General features: G+C 44.3%; 9 protein-coding genes. 2 read left to right on the top strand and 7 right to left on the bottom strand.

From position 1 onward, the window contains the following. Nucleotides 1-10: 10 nt before the first annotated feature. Nucleotides 11-961 carry a type IX secretion system membrane protein PorP/SprF gene (locus ACO6S0_RS03015; RefSeq protein ID WP_422350547.1) on the bottom strand — a complete coding sequence of 317 codons (951 nt, stop codon included), beginning with the start codon at nucleotides 959-961 and terminating at the stop codon, nucleotides 11-13. Between the two features lie 14 nt (nucleotides 962-975). Then, on the bottom strand, nucleotides 976-4,719 hold the full coding sequence (locus ACO6S0_RS03010) for a gliding motility-associated C-terminal domain-containing protein (protein ID WP_422350546.1): 3,744 nt from the start codon (nucleotides 4,717-4,719) through the stop codon (nucleotides 976-978). A gap of 398 nt (nucleotides 4,720-5,117) precedes the next feature. Between ACO6S0_RS03010 and ACO6S0_RS03005 the strand changes: the two genes are divergently transcribed. Further along, complete coding sequence (locus ACO6S0_RS03005) at nucleotides 5,118-6,710, top strand: peptide chain release factor 3 (protein ID WP_422350545.1); 1,593 nt, start codon at nucleotides 5,118-5,120, stop codon at nucleotides 6,708-6,710. Between the two features lie 100 nt (nucleotides 6,711-6,810). Beyond that, nucleotides 6,811-7,242, top strand: coding sequence for a hypothetical protein (locus ACO6S0_RS03000; RefSeq protein WP_422350544.1), 432 nt, complete (start codon nucleotides 6,811-6,813; stop codon nucleotides 7,240-7,242). A gap of 53 nt (nucleotides 7,243-7,295) precedes the next feature. Here the strand turns inward: ACO6S0_RS03000 and ACO6S0_RS02995 are convergent, their stop codons facing one another. The 5 genes from ACO6S0_RS02995 to rplJ form a co-directional block, all read right to left on the bottom strand. Then, nucleotides 7,296-7,607: a DUF3467 domain-containing protein gene (locus ACO6S0_RS02995; RefSeq protein WP_420398991.1), complete on the bottom strand. Its 312-nt coding sequence runs from the start codon at nucleotides 7,605-7,607 to the stop codon at nucleotides 7,296-7,298. Nucleotides 7,608-7,891: 284 nt separating this feature from the next. Then, nucleotides 7,892-12,190 carry a DNA-directed RNA polymerase subunit beta' gene (rpoC, locus tag ACO6S0_RS02990; protein ID WP_422350543.1) on the bottom strand — a complete coding sequence of 1,433 codons (4,299 nt, stop codon included), beginning with the start codon at nucleotides 12,188-12,190 and terminating at the stop codon, nucleotides 7,892-7,894. Nucleotides 12,191-12,232: 42 nt separating this feature from the next. Further along, on the bottom strand, nucleotides 12,233-16,042 hold the full coding sequence (gene rpoB / locus ACO6S0_RS02985) for a DNA-directed RNA polymerase subunit beta (RefSeq protein WP_422350542.1): 3,810 nt from the start codon (nucleotides 16,040-16,042) through the stop codon (nucleotides 12,233-12,235). Between the two features lie 129 nt (nucleotides 16,043-16,171). Further along, a complete protein-coding gene (gene rplL, locus ACO6S0_RS02980; RefSeq protein ID WP_422350541.1) occupies nucleotides 16,172-16,555 on the bottom strand; it encodes a 50S ribosomal protein L7/L12 in 384 nt (127 codons plus the stop codon). 54 nt (nucleotides 16,556-16,609) lie between these two features. Further along, nucleotides 16,610-17,128 (bottom strand): 50S ribosomal protein L10, encoded by a 519-nt coding sequence (rplJ, locus tag ACO6S0_RS02975; RefSeq protein WP_422350540.1) that lies wholly within the window; start codon nucleotides 17,126-17,128, stop codon nucleotides 16,610-16,612. Nucleotides 17,129-17,135: the final 7 nt, after the last annotated feature.

Below are 17,135 nucleotides of genomic sequence, written 5' to 3'. Positions count from 1 at the left end.
AGTTCAGGTATTAAAAGAATCTAGGTGAAACCGTTCTTTGGAATGCCTTCAACAATTCCAATCGCAAAAACACTTCAAAAGACCCATCATTGAATTGGGTTCCTCCCAGTTCCGTGGTCTCCCGATCATACGCCAGACCTAGCATTATCTGATCGGTAATCTGGAACCCCGCCAAAGCACTAACAGCTGCATCCAATCTATAGGCCCCGCCAAAATAGAATTTATCCGCATACAGGAAATTGGCCGATATATCCACCTGCAAAGGAGCCCCACCCACAGCTTTGGTCAACAAAGCGGGTTTGAACTGCAAATCTGCATTCAAATCGAAAACATAACCCGTAATCATATAGAAATTGATACGTTCCGTAGACAAGAAGTTTACGGAATTGGCATCGTTGGCATCATTGTCAAAATATTCTGTCTCCAAAATATTCGGAGCAGATACCCCAAGATAAAATTTGTCCGTATGGTAGTAAATACCCAATCCAAAATTCGGGTTGAACTGGTTGTCAATATTATCCTGTTGCACCACCTCTTGGTCAAAGTTCCGCAACCCATTAAAATCCAGGTTCAACATATTTCCACCAGCTTTTAGCCCAAAGGAAAGTTTGGCGTCCAAGGCTACATCAATAGTGTATGATAGAACCGCATCAAAATAGGTCTCTTGAACCACTCCATCCCCTATATTGTCATTGACTATGGAGACACCATACCCCAATCTACTATTTCTAATGGGGGAATGAAGGTTGAGACTAAAAGTCTCCGGTGCGCCATCAAGGCCTATCCACTGGGAACGATACAGACCGGCAAAGCTCAATTGTCCCCGGGAACCCGCATAAGCTGGGTTCACAGTCAGTGTATTGAACATATACTGGGTATACTGGGCATCTTGTTGGGCAACAAGACTCTGAATTGTGATTCCAATAAGTAAAAACGGAATTAAAAAGTGCTTTTTAATCATTCTGTTTCAATATGTTACCTACTTATATAAATGTATTCGGAGTCGGTAAAACTTCCTTCTTCCGTTTCATAGTCAAAGATATAAAAATATACCCCCGCCGGAAGATAATCGTTCACGCTTAGGGTTGACCTACCGCGTGATCTGCCGTCAAATACATTATTGATGTTGTCGTAATCTTTTCCTTCGTAAACAGCCACACCCCATCTGTTAAAGATGCGAAGTGTACTGGTCTTAATATTTCTTACCCCTCTTATAAACAAGAAATCATTTTTTAGATCCCCGTTGGGTGTCAGCATTTGGTTCACCTCAATATTTTCAATAGATACTGTCACCACAGCTGTGTCGCAATTATCTGGGTCGTCAGCCTCACAAATTTGATATTCAATGGTATAGATACCATCAGGGGTATTTGGCGCAACAGTAACACTTCCATCTGGATTAATGGTCAAATTACCAGTTGGAGTCGAGGTAAGAATCACGTTGGTTATCGTTGCGGATTCGCCATTTACAGTATCGTTGCCGAGCACATCACTACCAGCAATCAATCCACCTGCACTTGTTGAACCATATGCATCATCCGTTGCCACAATCTCATTTACCATTCCTGGGCCTACCTCTATGGTCACGGTACCCGAATCGCAGTTTTCCACATCTGCTATCTCACAAATGGTGTATTCAATGGTGTAGGTTCCTTCTTCTGTTCCCGGAGTCACACGAATACTCCCATCCTCCAAAATTGTCAGTTCATCGGTAGGTGTGGAACTTAGGATAACATTCTCCAAAGTTACAGGCATCCCATCAAGGGTATCATTGTCAAGTACGTTACTGTCAGGAAGCTCACCTCCTGAAGTATCAGCACTATAAGAATCATCCATTGCGATAATTTCGTTGCCCATACTTGTCCCTACCACAACCGTAACGGTTCCTGTGTCACAGTTATCCATATTGGCTAACTCACAAATGGTATATTCAATAGTGTAGGTGCCATCAGGAGTTCCTGGCTCTACCCTGATGGTTCCGTCCTCAAGAATGGTCAACACATCTGTTGGAGTGGAAATCAAAATAACATCCTCCAAGGTTACAGGATCTCCGTCCAAGGTATCGTTGGCAAGTACGTCGCTATTGGGAATCTCGCCTTCATCCCCATTCGTAATAAATGAGTCATCCACCGCATCAATGGTCTTGGGAGAATCAGGATCCAGATAATCGGGGGTACCGTCATCGTCCGTATCGTCGTTGGTGGGGTCATCGTCACCGTCAGGATCCTCATCCGGGGTATCGATTCCGTCCCCGTCGTCGTCCAGGTCACGGTAGTTCACGTCATCCGTCCCATCGGTGTCCGGAAGGTCGTTGGCAGGGTTGTCGATCTCGTCGTTCACGTCATAACCATCATTGACATCCGAGCCCTCGTAACCGTCGTCCAGTCCGTCGTTGTCCGTGTCTGTGCCCGTGTAGGCCTGATCGGGGACACCATCAAAGTTGAAGTCGTTCCCCTCGTTGTTGTCCGGTACCAGATCGTTGTCCGTATCATCGTCCAGATAGTCCGGAATTTCGTCGTCATCCGTGTTCTCTGGCGTAAGCCCGCCCAAATAGGCAGAGTTCACACCTTGGTTCGCCTCATAGGTCGCCTCGTCGTCATCGTTCGGTGGGATATAGGTGGCCGTGGGCTGTGCCTCAACATTGTCCGGGATACCGTCATCGTCACTGTCGATGTCCAGGTGGTCGGGCCTGCCGTCCCCATCGCTGTCCAAGGGGTTGGTCAGCGGATCGTCATCGCCATCTATGTTGTGGTCCTCCGTGGTATCGAGGATACCGTCATTATCGTCATCAAGGTCAACAAGGTCCGGTACGCCGTCGTCATCGGTGTCGTCCCCGGGTCCGTCTGGATCCAGGTAATCAGGGGTACCGTCATCGTCCGTATCGTCATTGGTGGGGTCATCGTCGCCATCAGGATCTTCATCAGGGGTGTCGATTCCATCACCGTCGTCGTCCAGGTCGCGGTAGTTCACGTCATCCGTCCCATCCGTGTCGGGCAGGTCGTTGGCTGGGTCGTCGATCTCGTCGTTCACGTCATAACCATCGTTCACGTCGGAGCCCTCGTAACCGTCATCCAGTCCGTCGTTGTCTGTGTCCGTGCCCGTGTAGGCCTGATCGGGAACTCCGTCAAAGTTGAAGTCGTTCCCCTCGTTGTTGTCCGGTACCAGGTCATTGTCCGTATCATCGTCCAGATAGTCCGGAATTTCGTCGTCATCCGTGTTCTCTGGCGTAAGCCCGCCCAAATAGGCAGAGTTCACACCTTGGTTCGCCTCATAGGTCGCCTCGTCGTCATCGTTCGGTGGGATATAGGTGGCCGTGGGCTGTGCCTCAACATTGTCTGGGATACCGTCATCGTCACTATCTATGTCCAGGTGGTCGGGCCTGCCGTCCCCATCGCTGTCCAAGGGATTGGTCAGCGGGTCGTCGTCGCCATCTATGTTGTGGTCCTCCGTGGTGTCGAGGATACCATCGTTGTCGTCGTCAAGGTCAACAAGGTCTGGTACGCCGTCGTCATCGGTGTCGTCACCAGGTCCGTCTGGATCCAGATAATCGGGGGTACCGTCATCGTCCGTATCGTCGTTGGTGGGGTCGTCGTCACCATCAGGATCTTCATCAGGGGTGTCGATTCCGTCCCCGTCGTCGTCCAGGTCGCGGTAGTTCACGTCATCCGTCCCATCGGTGTCCGGTAGGTCGTTGGCAGGGTCGTCGATCTCGTCGTTCACGTCATAGCCATCATTGACATTAGACCCCTCGTAACCGTCGTCCAGTCCGTCGTTGTCCGTGTCTGTGCCCGTATAGGCCTGATCGGGGACACCGTCAAAGTTGAAGTCGTTCCCCTCGTTGTTGTCCGGTACCAGGTCATTGTCCGTATCATCGTCCAGATAATCAAGATTGTCAACACCATCGGTATTTACAGGGTCAATTCCCTCATCACCACTTCCTTCATAGGCATTGTCCAACCCATCATAATCATCATCTTGCCCTGTTGGTGGAATGTATCCTGCTGTGGTCTGGCCTTCGACGTTATCTGGAATTCCATCATCATCAGAATCTATATCCCTAAAGTCTTTGACACGGTCATCATCTGAATCAATGGGTTGGAGTCCCAAACAACCACACGGACTTAATCCATAGGCATCGTCCAAGCCATTTCCGTCCATATCTTTTCCTGAGGGTGGTATGTATTCGGAAGTTTTTTGCGCTTCTATATTGTCCAGGATACCGTCATTGTCGGAATCAATATCCTTATAATCTGGGATATAATCCCCATCCGTATCAACAGGGATCAATCCGCCACAGCTACCAGGCGTTTCTTCATAGGCATCGTCCAATCCATTGCCATCTACATCTTCACTGGAAGGGGCAACATACCCTGGTAAAGGTTGCGCCTCAATGTTATCAATAATACCATCATCATCGGAATCCAAATCCAAATAGTCGGGCACTCCATCTCCATCGGTATCGGTAGGATTGGTCCAATACTTATCGTCCCCGTCCTCATTCTTGTCCTCAACAGTATCAATTATACCGTCGTTGTCAGAGTCTATATCCTTGTTGTCAGGAACTCCGTCCCCGTCTGTGTCCGTGTAGAATGGGATTGGCGCCTCCAATATTGAAGCGTGAGCGGCATCTTGAAAGCTCAAACAAAATGCAACGAATGCCAGTGAAAAAAGACTATATGAAACCTTTTTCTTAAGATTTAAGAAAGTAATTTTTTCCATAATGATAGTTTTGGTCAACGTATCACCATGGCATTAGTGTTCTCGAACTAGTAAGAAAATGGGGCTTTTCTTTACTATTTTTGGTTATTGGGTTCTCGTTACCCAGTAACCAACTTTTGTGCGCATAGTTAATGCATTTGATGTGCAAGACCTATTTTTATCGACAAAAGGCAAATTCCTCATCATTACCTACCACTTATATTTATACGAACAGATTCTGTGAACGGATTATTGGAGGGTAAAAATCTAGTTTTTTTGCGACGGAAAAGTACTTTACTTTTTTCTATCAAATGACATTTTTAAACAATTTTTGTCTTCTTTCTTTTAACAAATGTCTAAGTGACTCCAAATAGAATTTATAAGCCATAAAACCCCTATTTTTGCCGAAATTTTTGTAGATGGATTTTGAAAAGGAAATAGCCAGACGAAGGACTTTTGGAATTATCTCCCACCCGGATGCGGGTAAAACAACCTTGACCGAAAAATTATTGCTGTTCGGTGGGGCCATTCAGGAAGCCGGAGCGGTTAAAAACAACAAAATCAAAAAGTCGGCCACCAGTGATTTTATGGAGATTGAGCGTCAACGGGGAATTTCCGTGGCCACATCTGTGTTGGCCTTTATCTACAAGGACAAAAAAATCAATATTCTGGATACTCCGGGCCACAAGGATTTTGCAGAGGACACTTTTAGAACCTTAACTGCCGTGGACAGCGTCATTGTGGTAATTGATGTTGCCAAAGGGGTCGAGGAGCAAACAGAAAAATTGGTGGAAGTATGCCGCATGCGGAACATTCCCATGATTGTTTTCATCAACAAATTGGATCGTGAGGGTAAAGATGCGTTTGACCTTTTGGATGAAGTAGAACAAAAACTGGGGCTTTCGGTTACCCCATTGAGTTTTCCGATTGGGATGGGCTACGATTTTAAGGGAATCTATAACATCTACGAGAAAAATATCAACCTATTCAGCGGCAACAGCAAACAGAATATTGAAGAAACCATTGCATTTACGGATATGGAAAGCCCTGAATTGGAAAAAATCATTGGGGAAAGTGCCGCGGAGGAGCTACGGGACAACCTAGAACTGGTAGCTGGGGTTTACCCTGAATTTGATAAGAAGGCTTATTTGGAAGGCACCCAACAGCCCGTTTTCTTTGGTTCTGCACTAAACAACTTTGGAGTACGGGAATTGCTGGATTGTTTTGTGGACATTGCACCTTCTCCAAGAGCTAAAATGGCTGAAGAGCGTCTTGTAAAATCGGATGAAAAAGATTTTTCGGGATTCGTTTTTAAAATCCATGCCAACATGGATCCCAAGCACCGCGATCGGCTGGCCTTTATCAAAATTGTATCAGGTACATTTGAACGCAACAAACCTTACCTCCATGTACGACAGGATAAAAAGCTGAAATTCTCAAGCCCCAACGCTTTTTTTGCCGAGAAAAAGGAAATCGTAGATATCTCTTATCCCGGGGATATCGTGGGCTTGCATGATACTGGAAATTTCAAGATTGGAGATACCCTAACCAATGGGGAAAAATTAAATTACAAGGGTATTCCGAGTTTTTCACCCGAGCATTTTAGGTATATCAACAATGCTGACCCCATGAAAGCCAAGCAATTGTATAAGGGGATAGACCAATTAATGGATGAAGGTGTTGCGCAATTGTTTACGCTGGAAATGAATGGAAGAAAAGTAATTGGTACGGTAGGTGCCCTTCAATACGAGGTCATCCAATACCGCTTGGAGCATGAATATGGTGCCAAATGCACCTATGAAAACTTCCCCGTGCACAAAGCTTGTTGGGTGGAGGCGGAAGATCCAAACAATGAAGAGTTTAAGGAATTTAAACGGGTAAAACAAAAGTTCCTGGCCACGGATAAAAGAGGACAGCTCGTTTTTCTTGCTGACTCCGCTTTTTCGCTTCAAATGACCCAACAGAAGTATCCGTCGGTTAAGCTACGCTTTACTTCAGAGGTAACGGAATAAGTGTACTCCACACGTACCTCTCGCATAATCAGAAAGTTGTAAAAATTCAATTCATGGATTTTTTGTACTTTATTGGCTGTAACCAATAAAAACTTTTCTTATGTCTGATTCAAACAAACCGCCAGTATGGTTCTGGGTGGTAAGTGTTCTTCTTCTATTATGGAACCTTTCCGGTGTTTATAGTTATTTAAGTACCAAGTTTAACCAGGTTGAAATGTTGGAAGCCATGACCCAGGCACAACGGGAATTATTTGAAGCCTTTCCTGCGTGGGCAACGGCAGCATTTGCCATTGCAGTATTTGGTGGTACAGTTGCCGCTATAGGACTTTTGTTAAGAAAAAAATGGGCGAAACCCTTATTCATTGTATCCTTGGTAGCCGCAGTGGCCCAATTCATTAATTGGTTGTTTATCCAGAATGCTCCAGAGGCCTTTGGTTCTGAGGCCTATACCATGCCAGTTATTGTAGTTATCATTGGAATTTTGCAGATTTGGTTTTCCAAAAAAGGCATACAAAAAGGATGGCTTAGCTAAGAAGGTCAACATTAAAAAATTAAAAACCCTGACTTTTAGATCAGGGTTTTGTTTTATGCTTCGCCTGTAGGCCCAAAATTGAGTGGAATGGGAGGTTGTTCATAATCCTTGATGGTTCCATGGGCCTTTTCAAATCTTGCAACATTGTCATTTAAGGCCTTAAGGAACTTTTTGGCATGTTGCGGAGTTAGTACAATTCTGCTCTTCACCTTTGCCTTGGGCGCTCCGGGCATCATGCTAATAAAGTCCACTACAAATTCTGAAACTGAATGGTTTATGATGGCCAGGTTGGAATAGATTCCTTCTGCCGTTTTTTCATCCAATTCTATATTGATTTGCTTTTGGGTTTTATCGTTTTCAGCCATTATGATTTATTTGATTAAGTTTCTTTAGAAATTGAATTCTATCACTCAAAAATAATCTGTTCATTTTGTCTTGAAACAAAACGAACCAAAAATTCAAGAGGATTTCAAGGAAATTTTTGCGATTTCATCTCAAAATCGCTGACAAACCTAAACGTTACATGCTCTTTTTTGCTTTGCAAAACGCACTTTCACTCGATTTGCAGCTATTTCAGCGAAATCCCAGTCTCAGTTTGAAGCCGATTCCCTAAAAAAGAAAACCCTGACAATTGCCAGGGTTTTGTTTATTAGAATTTAAATTCCTCTTTTCGGGCCATAATTTCATCGTATTCTTCTTTAGAGCCTACAATGATACTGTCATAATCCCTCATACCGGTACCGGCTGGAATTTTATGTCCTACAATTACATTTTCCTTCAAACCTTCCAAGGTATCCACTTTACCGCTTACCGCAGCTTCGTTCAATACTTTGGTAGTTTCCTGGAACGATGCCGCAGAGATAAAGGACTTGGTCTGCAAGGACGCACGCGTAATACCCTGTAGAATTGGAGTTGCCGTAGCTGCTACAGCATCTCTTGCACTTACCAAGGTCTTATCCGCTCTTCGCAATACAGAGTTTTCATCCCTCAGAGCACGTGCAGTAACAATCTGCCCGGCTTTTAGGTTTTCCGACTCTCCTGCATCTTCCACCACTTTTTTACCGAAAATCTCATCGTTCTCCCTGATGAAGTCGTCCTTGTGCACCAATTGGTTCTCCAAGAAAGTAGTATCCCCAGAATCCTCAATTCGTACTTTACGCATCATCTGACGAACAACTACCTCGAAGTGTTTGTCATTGATCTTCACCCCTTGCAAACGGTATACTTCCTGAACTTCGTTCACCAAGTATTGTTGTACCGCAGAAGGTCCTTTGATTGCCAAGATATCCTCAGGAGTAATGGATCCATCAGACAATGGCATTCCTGCACGAACGTAATCGTTCTCCTGAACCAAGATTTGATTGGATAGTTTTACCAAGTACTTCTTGATTTCGCCCGACTTCGCTTCGATGATAATCTCACGGTTACCCCGCTTGATCTTACCGAAGGAAACCACACCGTCAATCTCGGAAACAACGGCTGGATTGGAAGGGTTACGTGCTTCAAAAAGCTCGGTCACCCTTGGAAGACCACCTGTAATATCCCCTGCTTTAGCGGACTTACGTGGAATCTTCACCAAAATCTTACCTTCCTTGATCTTCTCACCGTCATCCACCATTAAGTGGGAACCAACGGGTAAGTTATACGATCGTAAGGTTTCTCCTTTGCCATCCTTGATCAACAAGGTTGGAATCAGTTTCTTGTTTCTGGATTCAGAAATTACCTTTTCCTGGAAACCAGTCTGTTCATCAATTTCTACTTGATAGGTAACTCCTTGCTCTATGTTTTCGTAGGCAATTTGCCCAGTAAATTCGGAAACAATTACACCATTATAGGGATCCCACTGACAAATAACGGTTCCTGGTTTGATTTTGGCCCCGTTCTTCACAAACAATTGAGATCCATAAGGAATGTTATTGGTACTCAAAGTAATACCGGTATTGGCATCCACCACTTTGATTTCAGAAGTTCTGGAGATTACAATGTTGGCTTTTTCGCCTTCGCTGTTTTCCCCAACAACGGTTCTCAAATCCTCGATTTCGGCAATACCTTCAAACTTGGCTTCCAATTTGTTATCCTCGGAAATGTTACCTGCAATACCACCCACGTGGAAGGTACGTAGTGTAAGCTGTGTACCAGGCTCACCAATGGATTGTGCGGCCACAACACCTACGGCCTCACCACGCTGAACCATTTTATTGGTTGCAAGATTTCTACCGTAACACTTGGCACAAATTCCTTTTGGAGCCTCACAAGTCAATGCGGAACGCACCTCAATCTTTTCAATTGGAGCAGCTTCCACCTTTTTCACATCGGCTTCCGAAATCTCTTGACCAGCAGTCAAAATCAGTTCCTCAGTCAATGGGTTGTATACATCGTGTAGCGAAACCCTACCAAGGATTCTTTCACCCAAGGTCTCCACTACTTCTTCATTCTTTTTCAAGGCTTCAACCTCAATTCCTCTAAGCGTACCACAATCCTCGATATTGATGATCACATCTTGGGAAACATCCACCAAACGACGTGTCAAGTATCCAGCATCCGCAGTTTTCAAAGCGGTATCCGCTAGACCTTTACGCGCACCGTGGGTAGAGATAAAGTATTCCAAGATGGAAAGTCCTTCCTTAAAGTTGGAAAGAATCGGGTTTTCAATAATCTCACCACCACCAGCGGTAGATTTTTTAGGCTTAGCCATCAAACCACGCATCCCGGTCAACTGGCGAATCTGCTCCTTGGAACCCCTCGCACCTGAATCCAACATCATATACACAGAGTTGAATCCTTGTTGATCTTCACGAATTCGCTTCATGGCCAATTCCGTCAACATGGCGTTGGTAGAAGTCCACACATCAATTACCTGGTTGTAACGTTCGTTGTTGGTAATCAGACCCATGTTATAGTTCATCATAATACCATCAACCTGCTCATTGGCATCATTGATCATATCGTGCTTCTCTGGCGGAATGATAATATCACCCAAACTAAAGGACAATCCTCCCTTAAAGGCGAAATCATATCCCATGGCCTTGATTTTATCCAAGAACTCCGCAGTGGTAGGAACATCTGTTACCGCAAGAATATCCCCAATAATATTTCTAAGGGACTTCTTATTCAATACGGTGTTGATATAACCCGCTTGTTCTGGCACAACACTGTTGAACAAAACACGTCCAACGGTGGTTGGAATGATTTGGTTCACCAACTCTCCTTCTTCATTAAAATCTTTGGCCCTAACCTTGATTCCGGCATTCAAATCCACTTTTCCTTCGTTAAAGGCAATCTCTACTTCCTCAGCAGAGTAGAACGTCAAGCCTTCTCCTTTAATTGGAACTTCTTTAGTGGATTTACGCTCTTTGGTCATGTAGTACAGACCCAACACCATATCCTGTGAAGGAACGGTAATAGGAGAACCGTTGGCCGGGTTCAAGATGTTTTGGGAGGCCAACATCAAAAGTTGTGCTTCCAAAATGGCCTCTGGGCCCAATGGTAGGTGAACTGCCATTTGATCCCCGTCAAAATCCGCGTTAAATGCGGTACATGCCAATGGGTGCAAACGGATTGCTTTCCCCTCAATCAACTTGGGTTGGAACGCTTGAATCCCCAATCTGTGCAATGTGGGGGCCCGGTTCAATAGTACCGGATGTCCTTTAAGGACATTCTCCAAGATATCCCAAACCACGGGCTCTTTTTTGTCTATGATTTTCTTGGCCGATTTTACCGTTTTTACAATACCTCTTTCAATCAGTTTCCTGATGACGAAAGGCTTGTACAGCTCGGCAGCCATATCTTTTGGTAGACCACATTCGTACAATTTCATTTCCGGCCCAACCACGATTACGGAACGAGCAGAGTAATCCACACGTTTACCCAAAAGGTTTTGACGGAAACGACCTTGCTTACCTTTCAAGGAATCAGAAAGGGATTTTAGGGGTCTGTTTGATTCTGTTTTTACAGCAGATGCTTTTCTTGTGTTATCAAACAAGGAATCCACCGCTTCCTGAAGCATGCGCTTCTCGTTTCTCAAGATCACCTCGGGAGCCTTGATCTCCATCAATCGCTTTAAACGATTGTTACGGATAATTACCCTACGGTATAGATCGTTCAAATCGGAAGTTGCGAAACGACCACCATCCAATGGTACCAACGGACGCAATTCCGGTGGAATTACAGGAATCACCTTCATGATCATCCATTCTGGATTGTTCTCCCTGTTTCCTTGGGACTCACGTAAGGCCTCTACCACTTGAAGTCTCTTCAGTGCTTCTGTCTTACGTTGCTTGGAGGTTTCCGTGTTTGCCTTGTGTCTCAATTGATAGGAAAGCTCTTCCAAATCGATTCTGGACAACAAATCAATCAAACATTCAGCACCCATTTTGGCCACGAACTTGTTGGGGTCCGTGTCTTCCAAATATTGGTTTTCTGCTGGAATGGATTCCAAAATGTTTAGGTATTCCTCCTCGGTCAAGAAATCCATTTTATTGATTTCCTCACCTTCTGGACCTTTGGCAATACCAGGCTGAATCACCACATATCTTTCGTAATAGATGATCATATCCAATTTCTTGGACGGTAATCCCAATAGGTATCCAATTTTATTTGGAAGGGAACGGAAATACCAGATATGCGCTACAGGAACCACCAAGTTGATGTGCCCCACACGATCTCTACGTACTTTTTTCTCCGTTACTTCCACACCACAACGGTCACAAACAATTCCGCGATAACGGATACGCTTGTATTTACCGCAGGCACATTCGTAATCCTTTACCGGGCCGAATATACGCTCACAGAACAGTCCGTCCCTTTCAGGCTTGTGTGTTCTGTAGTTAATGGTTTCTGGCTTTAAAACTTCACCACGGGACTCTGCCAAAATGGACTCTGGAGAGGCCAACCCGATGGAAATTTTATCAAACCTTTTTGGTGCGTTATTATCTTTTATTCTAGCCATAATACTATGGAGATGATATGATTAAAAATGCTTTATTATTTACTACTCTTCCAATCGGATGTCCAAACCTAATCCCTTAAGTTCGTGCATCAATACGTTGAAAGATTCTGGCAATCCAGGTTCTGGCATGGTCTCGCCTTTTACAATGGACTCATAGGTCTTGGCCCTACCGATAACGTCATCCGACTTCACGGTCAAGATTTCACGTAAGGTTGATGAAGCTCCATAGGCCTCTAGTGCCCAAACCTCCATCTCACCAAAACGCTGACCACCAAATTGTGCCTTACCACCCAACGGTTGCTGTGTGATCAAGGAGTATGGTCCAATAGATCTGGCGTGCATCTTGTCATCTACCATGTGTCCTAATTTCAACATATAGATAACTCCCACGGTTGCCGCTTGGTCAAAACGCTTCCCTGTTCCACCATCATAAAGGTGGGTGTGTCCAAATCTTGGCACTCCAGCCTCATCTGTAAGTGCATTGATCTGCTCCAAGGTAGCTCCATCAAAAATTGGGGTTCCATATTTTCTGCCCAATTTAAGACCTGCCCAACCTAGAACAGTTTCGTAAATCTGTCCAATGTTCATACGGGAAGGTACCCCAAGTGGGTTCAATACGATATCCACCGGTGTTCCATCTTCCAAGAATGGCATATCTTCCTGACGAACGATACGGGCTACAATACCCTTGTTACCGTGACGACCCGCCATTTTATCACCAACTTTAAGCTTACGCTTTTTGGCGATGTATACCTTAGCCAATTTCATGATTCCCGCAGGAAGTTCATCCCCCACAGAAATAGTAAACTTATCTCTACGCAAGTTACCTTGGATATCGTTTAATTTGATCTTATAGTTGTGCAACAAATCGGCCACCAACGCATTGGTCTTGTCGTCCGTTGTCCAGCTACCACCTACCAAGTGGGCAAAGTCATCCACGGCATTCAACATTTTGATGGTGTATTTCTTTCCTTTTGGAAGTACTTCCTCACCCAAATCGTTGATTACCCCTTGCGAAGTTTTACCGTTGATCAAGCCAAACAATTTCTCGATCAAGATATCCTTCAACTGTTGGAATTTCACTTCGTAGTCCATTTCCAATCTTGAAATGGCCTCTTTATCCTCAGAACGCTTGCGCTTGTCCTTAATGGAACGGGAGAACAACTTCTTGTCAATCACCACCCCTCTCAAAGAAGGAGAAGCTTTCAAGGAAGCATCTTTTACATCACCCGCTTTGTCACCAAAGATGGCACGTAGTAATTTTTCTTCCGGAGTTGGATCGGATTCTCCTTTTGGAGTAATCTTACCAATCAAAATGTCGCCAGGCTTCACTTCGGCACCGATACGGATCATACCGTACTCATCCAAATCCTTGGTTGCCTCTTCAGAAACGTTTGGAATATCGTTGGTCAATTCCTCCGCACCCAATTTGGTGTCCCTAACTTCAAGGGCGTACTCATCAATATGGATGGAGGTAAAGATATCCTCACGTACCACTTTTTCGGATATTACGATAGCATCCTCAAAGTTGTATCCTTTCCAAGGCATGAAGGCTACCTTCATGTTTCTACCCAAGGCCAATTCACCTTTTTCAGTGGCATATCCTTCACAAAGTACCTGTCCTCTTTTTACCTTATCGCCTTTTCTAACAATAGGCTTTAGGTTGATGCTGGTACCTTGGTTGGTTTTTCTAAACTTCACCAAGTCATAGGTCTTGGAGTCTTCTTCGAAGCTTACCAAGCGCTCTTCCTCTGATCTTGTGTATTTAATGGTAATTTTCTGTGCATCCACATATTCCACAACACCATCACCTTCGGCATTGATCAATACCCTGGAATCCGTGGCCACTTGTCTTTCCAGACCGGTACCAACGATTGGGGATTGTGGACGTAACAACGGAACCGCCTGACGCATCATGTTTGATCCCATCAAGGCACGGTTCGCATCATCATGCTCCAAGAACGGAATCAAGGAAGCAGAAATGGATGCAATTTGATTAGGGGCAACATCCGTGTAGTTCACTTCTGATGGATCTACAACTGGGAAATCACCTTCTTCCCTTGCAATTACCTTATCATCTTGAATTTTCCCTTTTTCATCCATAGGGATGTTGGCTTGGGAAATCTTCATTCCCTCTTCTTCCTCGGCACTTAGGTAACTGTATTCCTTAGTGTCCACCACTCCATTTTCCACCTTGCGGTATGGTGTTTCCAAGAAGCCCATTGGGTTTACCTTGGCAAATACAGATAGGGAAGAAATCAATCCAATGTTCGGTCCTTCAGGAGTTTCAATCGGACAAAGTCTTCCGTAGTGGGTATAGTGAACGTCACGCACCTCGAAACCTGCTCTTTCACGGGAAAGACCTCCTGGTCCCAATGCGGACAATCTTCTCTTGTGTGTAATCTCGGCCAACGGGTTCGTCTGATCCATGAACTGGGACAACTGGTTGGTTCCGAAGAAAGAATTGATCACAGAAGACAAAGTCTTGGCGTTGATCAAGTCAATTGGGGTAAACACCTCGTTATCTCGAACGTTCATACGCTCACGAATGGTACGTGCCATACGCGCCAAACCTACACCAAACTGCTGGGACAATTGCTCCCCTACAGTTCTTACACGACGGTTGGACAAGTGATCGATATCATCAATCTCCGCTTTGGAGTTGATCAACTCGATCAAGTATTTAATGATGGTAATAATATCTTCCTTGGTCAAAACTTGTTTGTCCATTCCGATATCAAGACCCAATTTCTTGTTCATTCTATAACGACCTACTTCACCTAAGTTGTAACGTTGGTCAGAGAAGAACAATTTATCGATAATACCTCGGGCAGTTTCCTCATCTGGCGGCTCGGCATTACGCAATTGTCTATAGATATGCTCTACCGCTTCTTTTTCAGAGTTGGTAGGGTCTTTTTGCAAAGTATTGTGGATAATTGCGTAATCAGATTGCGCATTGTTTTCCTTGTGAAGTAGGATGGTCTTGACATCAGCGTCGATAATTTCATCTACATGCTCTTTTTCAAGAACGGTATCACGATCTAGGATGATCTCATTACGCTCGATGGACACCACTTCACCGGTATCTTCATCCACGAAATCTTCGTGCCATGTGTTCAATACCCTTGCAGCCAATTTACGGCCCAACACCTTTTTAAGACCAGCCTTGGAAACCTTTACTTCCTCAGAAAGGTCGAAAATCTCCAAAATGTCCTTATCCCTCTCAAATCCGATAGCACGGAATAGTGTGGTTACGGGCAATTTTTTCTTTCTATCAATGTAAGCGTACATAACGCCATTGATATCGGTTGCAAATTCTATCCAAGAACCTTTGAAAGGAATTACCCTGGCAGAGTACAACTTGGTACCGTTGGCGTGGAACGATTGTCCAAAGAATACACCGGGTGAACGGTGCAACTGGGAAACAACTACTCGTTCTGCCCCATTGATCACAAAGGTTCCGCTAGGAGTCATGTAAGGGATGGTTCCCAAATACACATCCTGAACGATGGTTTCAAAATCTTCGTGCTCTGGATCGGTACAGTATAATTTTAGTCGCGCTTTTAATGGAACGCTATAGGTAAGCCCACGCTCTATACATTCTTGGATGGAATATCTAGGCGGGTCTATGAAATAGTCTAGAAATTCGAGTACAAACTGGTTTCTAGTGTCTGTAATTGGAAAATTCTCCATGAAGGTGTTGTAGAGACCTTCATTTCCTCTTTCGTCAGATTTGGTTTCAAGTTGAAAAAAGTCTTGAAAGGATTTAATCTGAATGTCCAAGAAATCCGGGTATTCCGGTATGTTCTTAGCGGATGCGAAATTTACTCTTTCAGTATTGTTTGTGAACATCAATGGACAAGTTTTGATCGTGAATACTATGCGGGTTGGTGTACGGCTTTATACACTCCTTATTAAAAGAGGCTAAGGCCTAACCATTAAAATGGAAAGACCTTAACCAAACTTGTATGGTAAAAGCTATTATTTAAGCTCAACTTCTGCTCCAGCTTCTTCCAATGATTTCTTGATACCTTCTGCCTCATCTTTGGCAACACCTTCCTTAACAGCTTTAGGAGCGCTGTCAACGATGTCCTTAGCATCTTTCAATCCAAGACCGGTCAACTCTTTTACAAGTTTAACAACAGCCAATTTGGAAGCACCGGCAGCTTTAAGGATCACGTCAAATTCTGACTTCTCCTCAGCAGCCTCACCTTCACCACCACCAGCGGCAGCACCACCAGCGACGGCTACTGCAGCAGCAGCAGGCTCAATACCGTATTCTTCTTTTAATATGTCGGCCAACTCGTTTACCTCTTTTACTGTTAGGTTAACCAACTGTTCTGCAAAATCTTTTAAATCTGCCATTTTTCTATCGTTTAAATAAAATTTTTAAAATATACTTAGTTAATTGTGCGCGAATTATTCTTTCTCAGATAAGGTCTTAAGGATACCGGCAAGTTTTCCGCCACCAGATTTAAGCCCAGAAATAACATTCTTGGCCGGTGATTGCAACAATCCGATAATATCCCCAATAACTTCCTCTTTGGACTTGATATTTACAAGTGCCTCAAGGTTTTCATCCCCGATATAAACAGCTTCCTCAATGAAAGCACCTTTCAATACCGGTTTATCTGATTTTTTTCTAAAGTTCTTGATAAGTTTCGCAGGTGCGTTCCCGGTTTCGGAAAACATCATGGAGGTATTCCCTTTCAATACTTCGGGAAGTTCTCCAAATTCCTTATCAGAAGCTTCCATTGCTTTTGCAAGCAAGGTGTTCTTTACGACCGCAAGTTTAATGTTTGCCTTAAAACAAGCTCTTCTAAGGTTAGAAGTGGCTACGGCATCCAAACCTGAGATATCTGCCAAATAAATATTGGCGTTCTCAGCTAACTGTGCAGTCAAATCTTCGATTACGGTTGCTTTTTCTTCTCTTGTCATCGTTATA

This window comes from Flagellimonas sp., from assembly GCF_965233845.1.
GTDB lineage: Bacteria > Bacteroidota > Bacteroidia > Flavobacteriales > Flavobacteriaceae > Flagellimonas.
The sequence above is the reverse complement of the archived record's forward strand: the minus strand, read 5'-3'. Positions and strand labels throughout refer to the sequence as shown.

Bases quoted from the DNA above. Each gene is read 5' to 3' on its own strand.
- ACO6S0_RS03015 (WP_422350547.1), bottom strand. From the start codon at position 961: ATGATTAAAAAGCACTTTTTAATTCCGTTTTTACTTATTGGAATCACA.
- ACO6S0_RS03010 (WP_422350546.1), bottom strand. From the start codon at position 4,719: ATGGAAAAAATTACTTTCTTAAATCTTAAGAAAAAGGTTTCATATAGT.
- ACO6S0_RS03005 (WP_422350545.1), top strand. From the start codon at position 5,118: ATGGATTTTGAAAAGGAAATAGCCAGACGAAGGACTTTTGGAATTATC.
- ACO6S0_RS03000 (WP_422350544.1), top strand. From the start codon at position 6,811: ATGTCTGATTCAAACAAACCGCCAGTATGGTTCTGGGTGGTAAGTGTT.
- ACO6S0_RS02995 (WP_420398991.1), bottom strand. From the start codon at position 7,607: ATGGCTGAAAACGATAAAACCCAAAAGCAAATCAATATAGAATTGGAT.
- rpoC (WP_422350543.1), bottom strand. From the start codon at position 12,190: ATGGCTAGAATAAAAGATAATAACGCACCAAAAAGGTTTGATAAAATT.
- rpoB (WP_422350542.1), bottom strand. From the start codon at position 16,042: ATGTTCACAAACAATACTGAAAGAGTAAATTTCGCATCCGCTAAGAAC.
- rplL (WP_422350541.1), bottom strand. From the start codon at position 16,555: ATGGCAGATTTAAAAGATTTTGCAGAACAGTTGGTTAACCTAACAGTA.
- rplJ (WP_422350540.1), bottom strand. From the start codon at position 17,128: ATGACAAGAGAAGAAAAAGCAACCGTAATCGAAGATTTGACTGCACAG.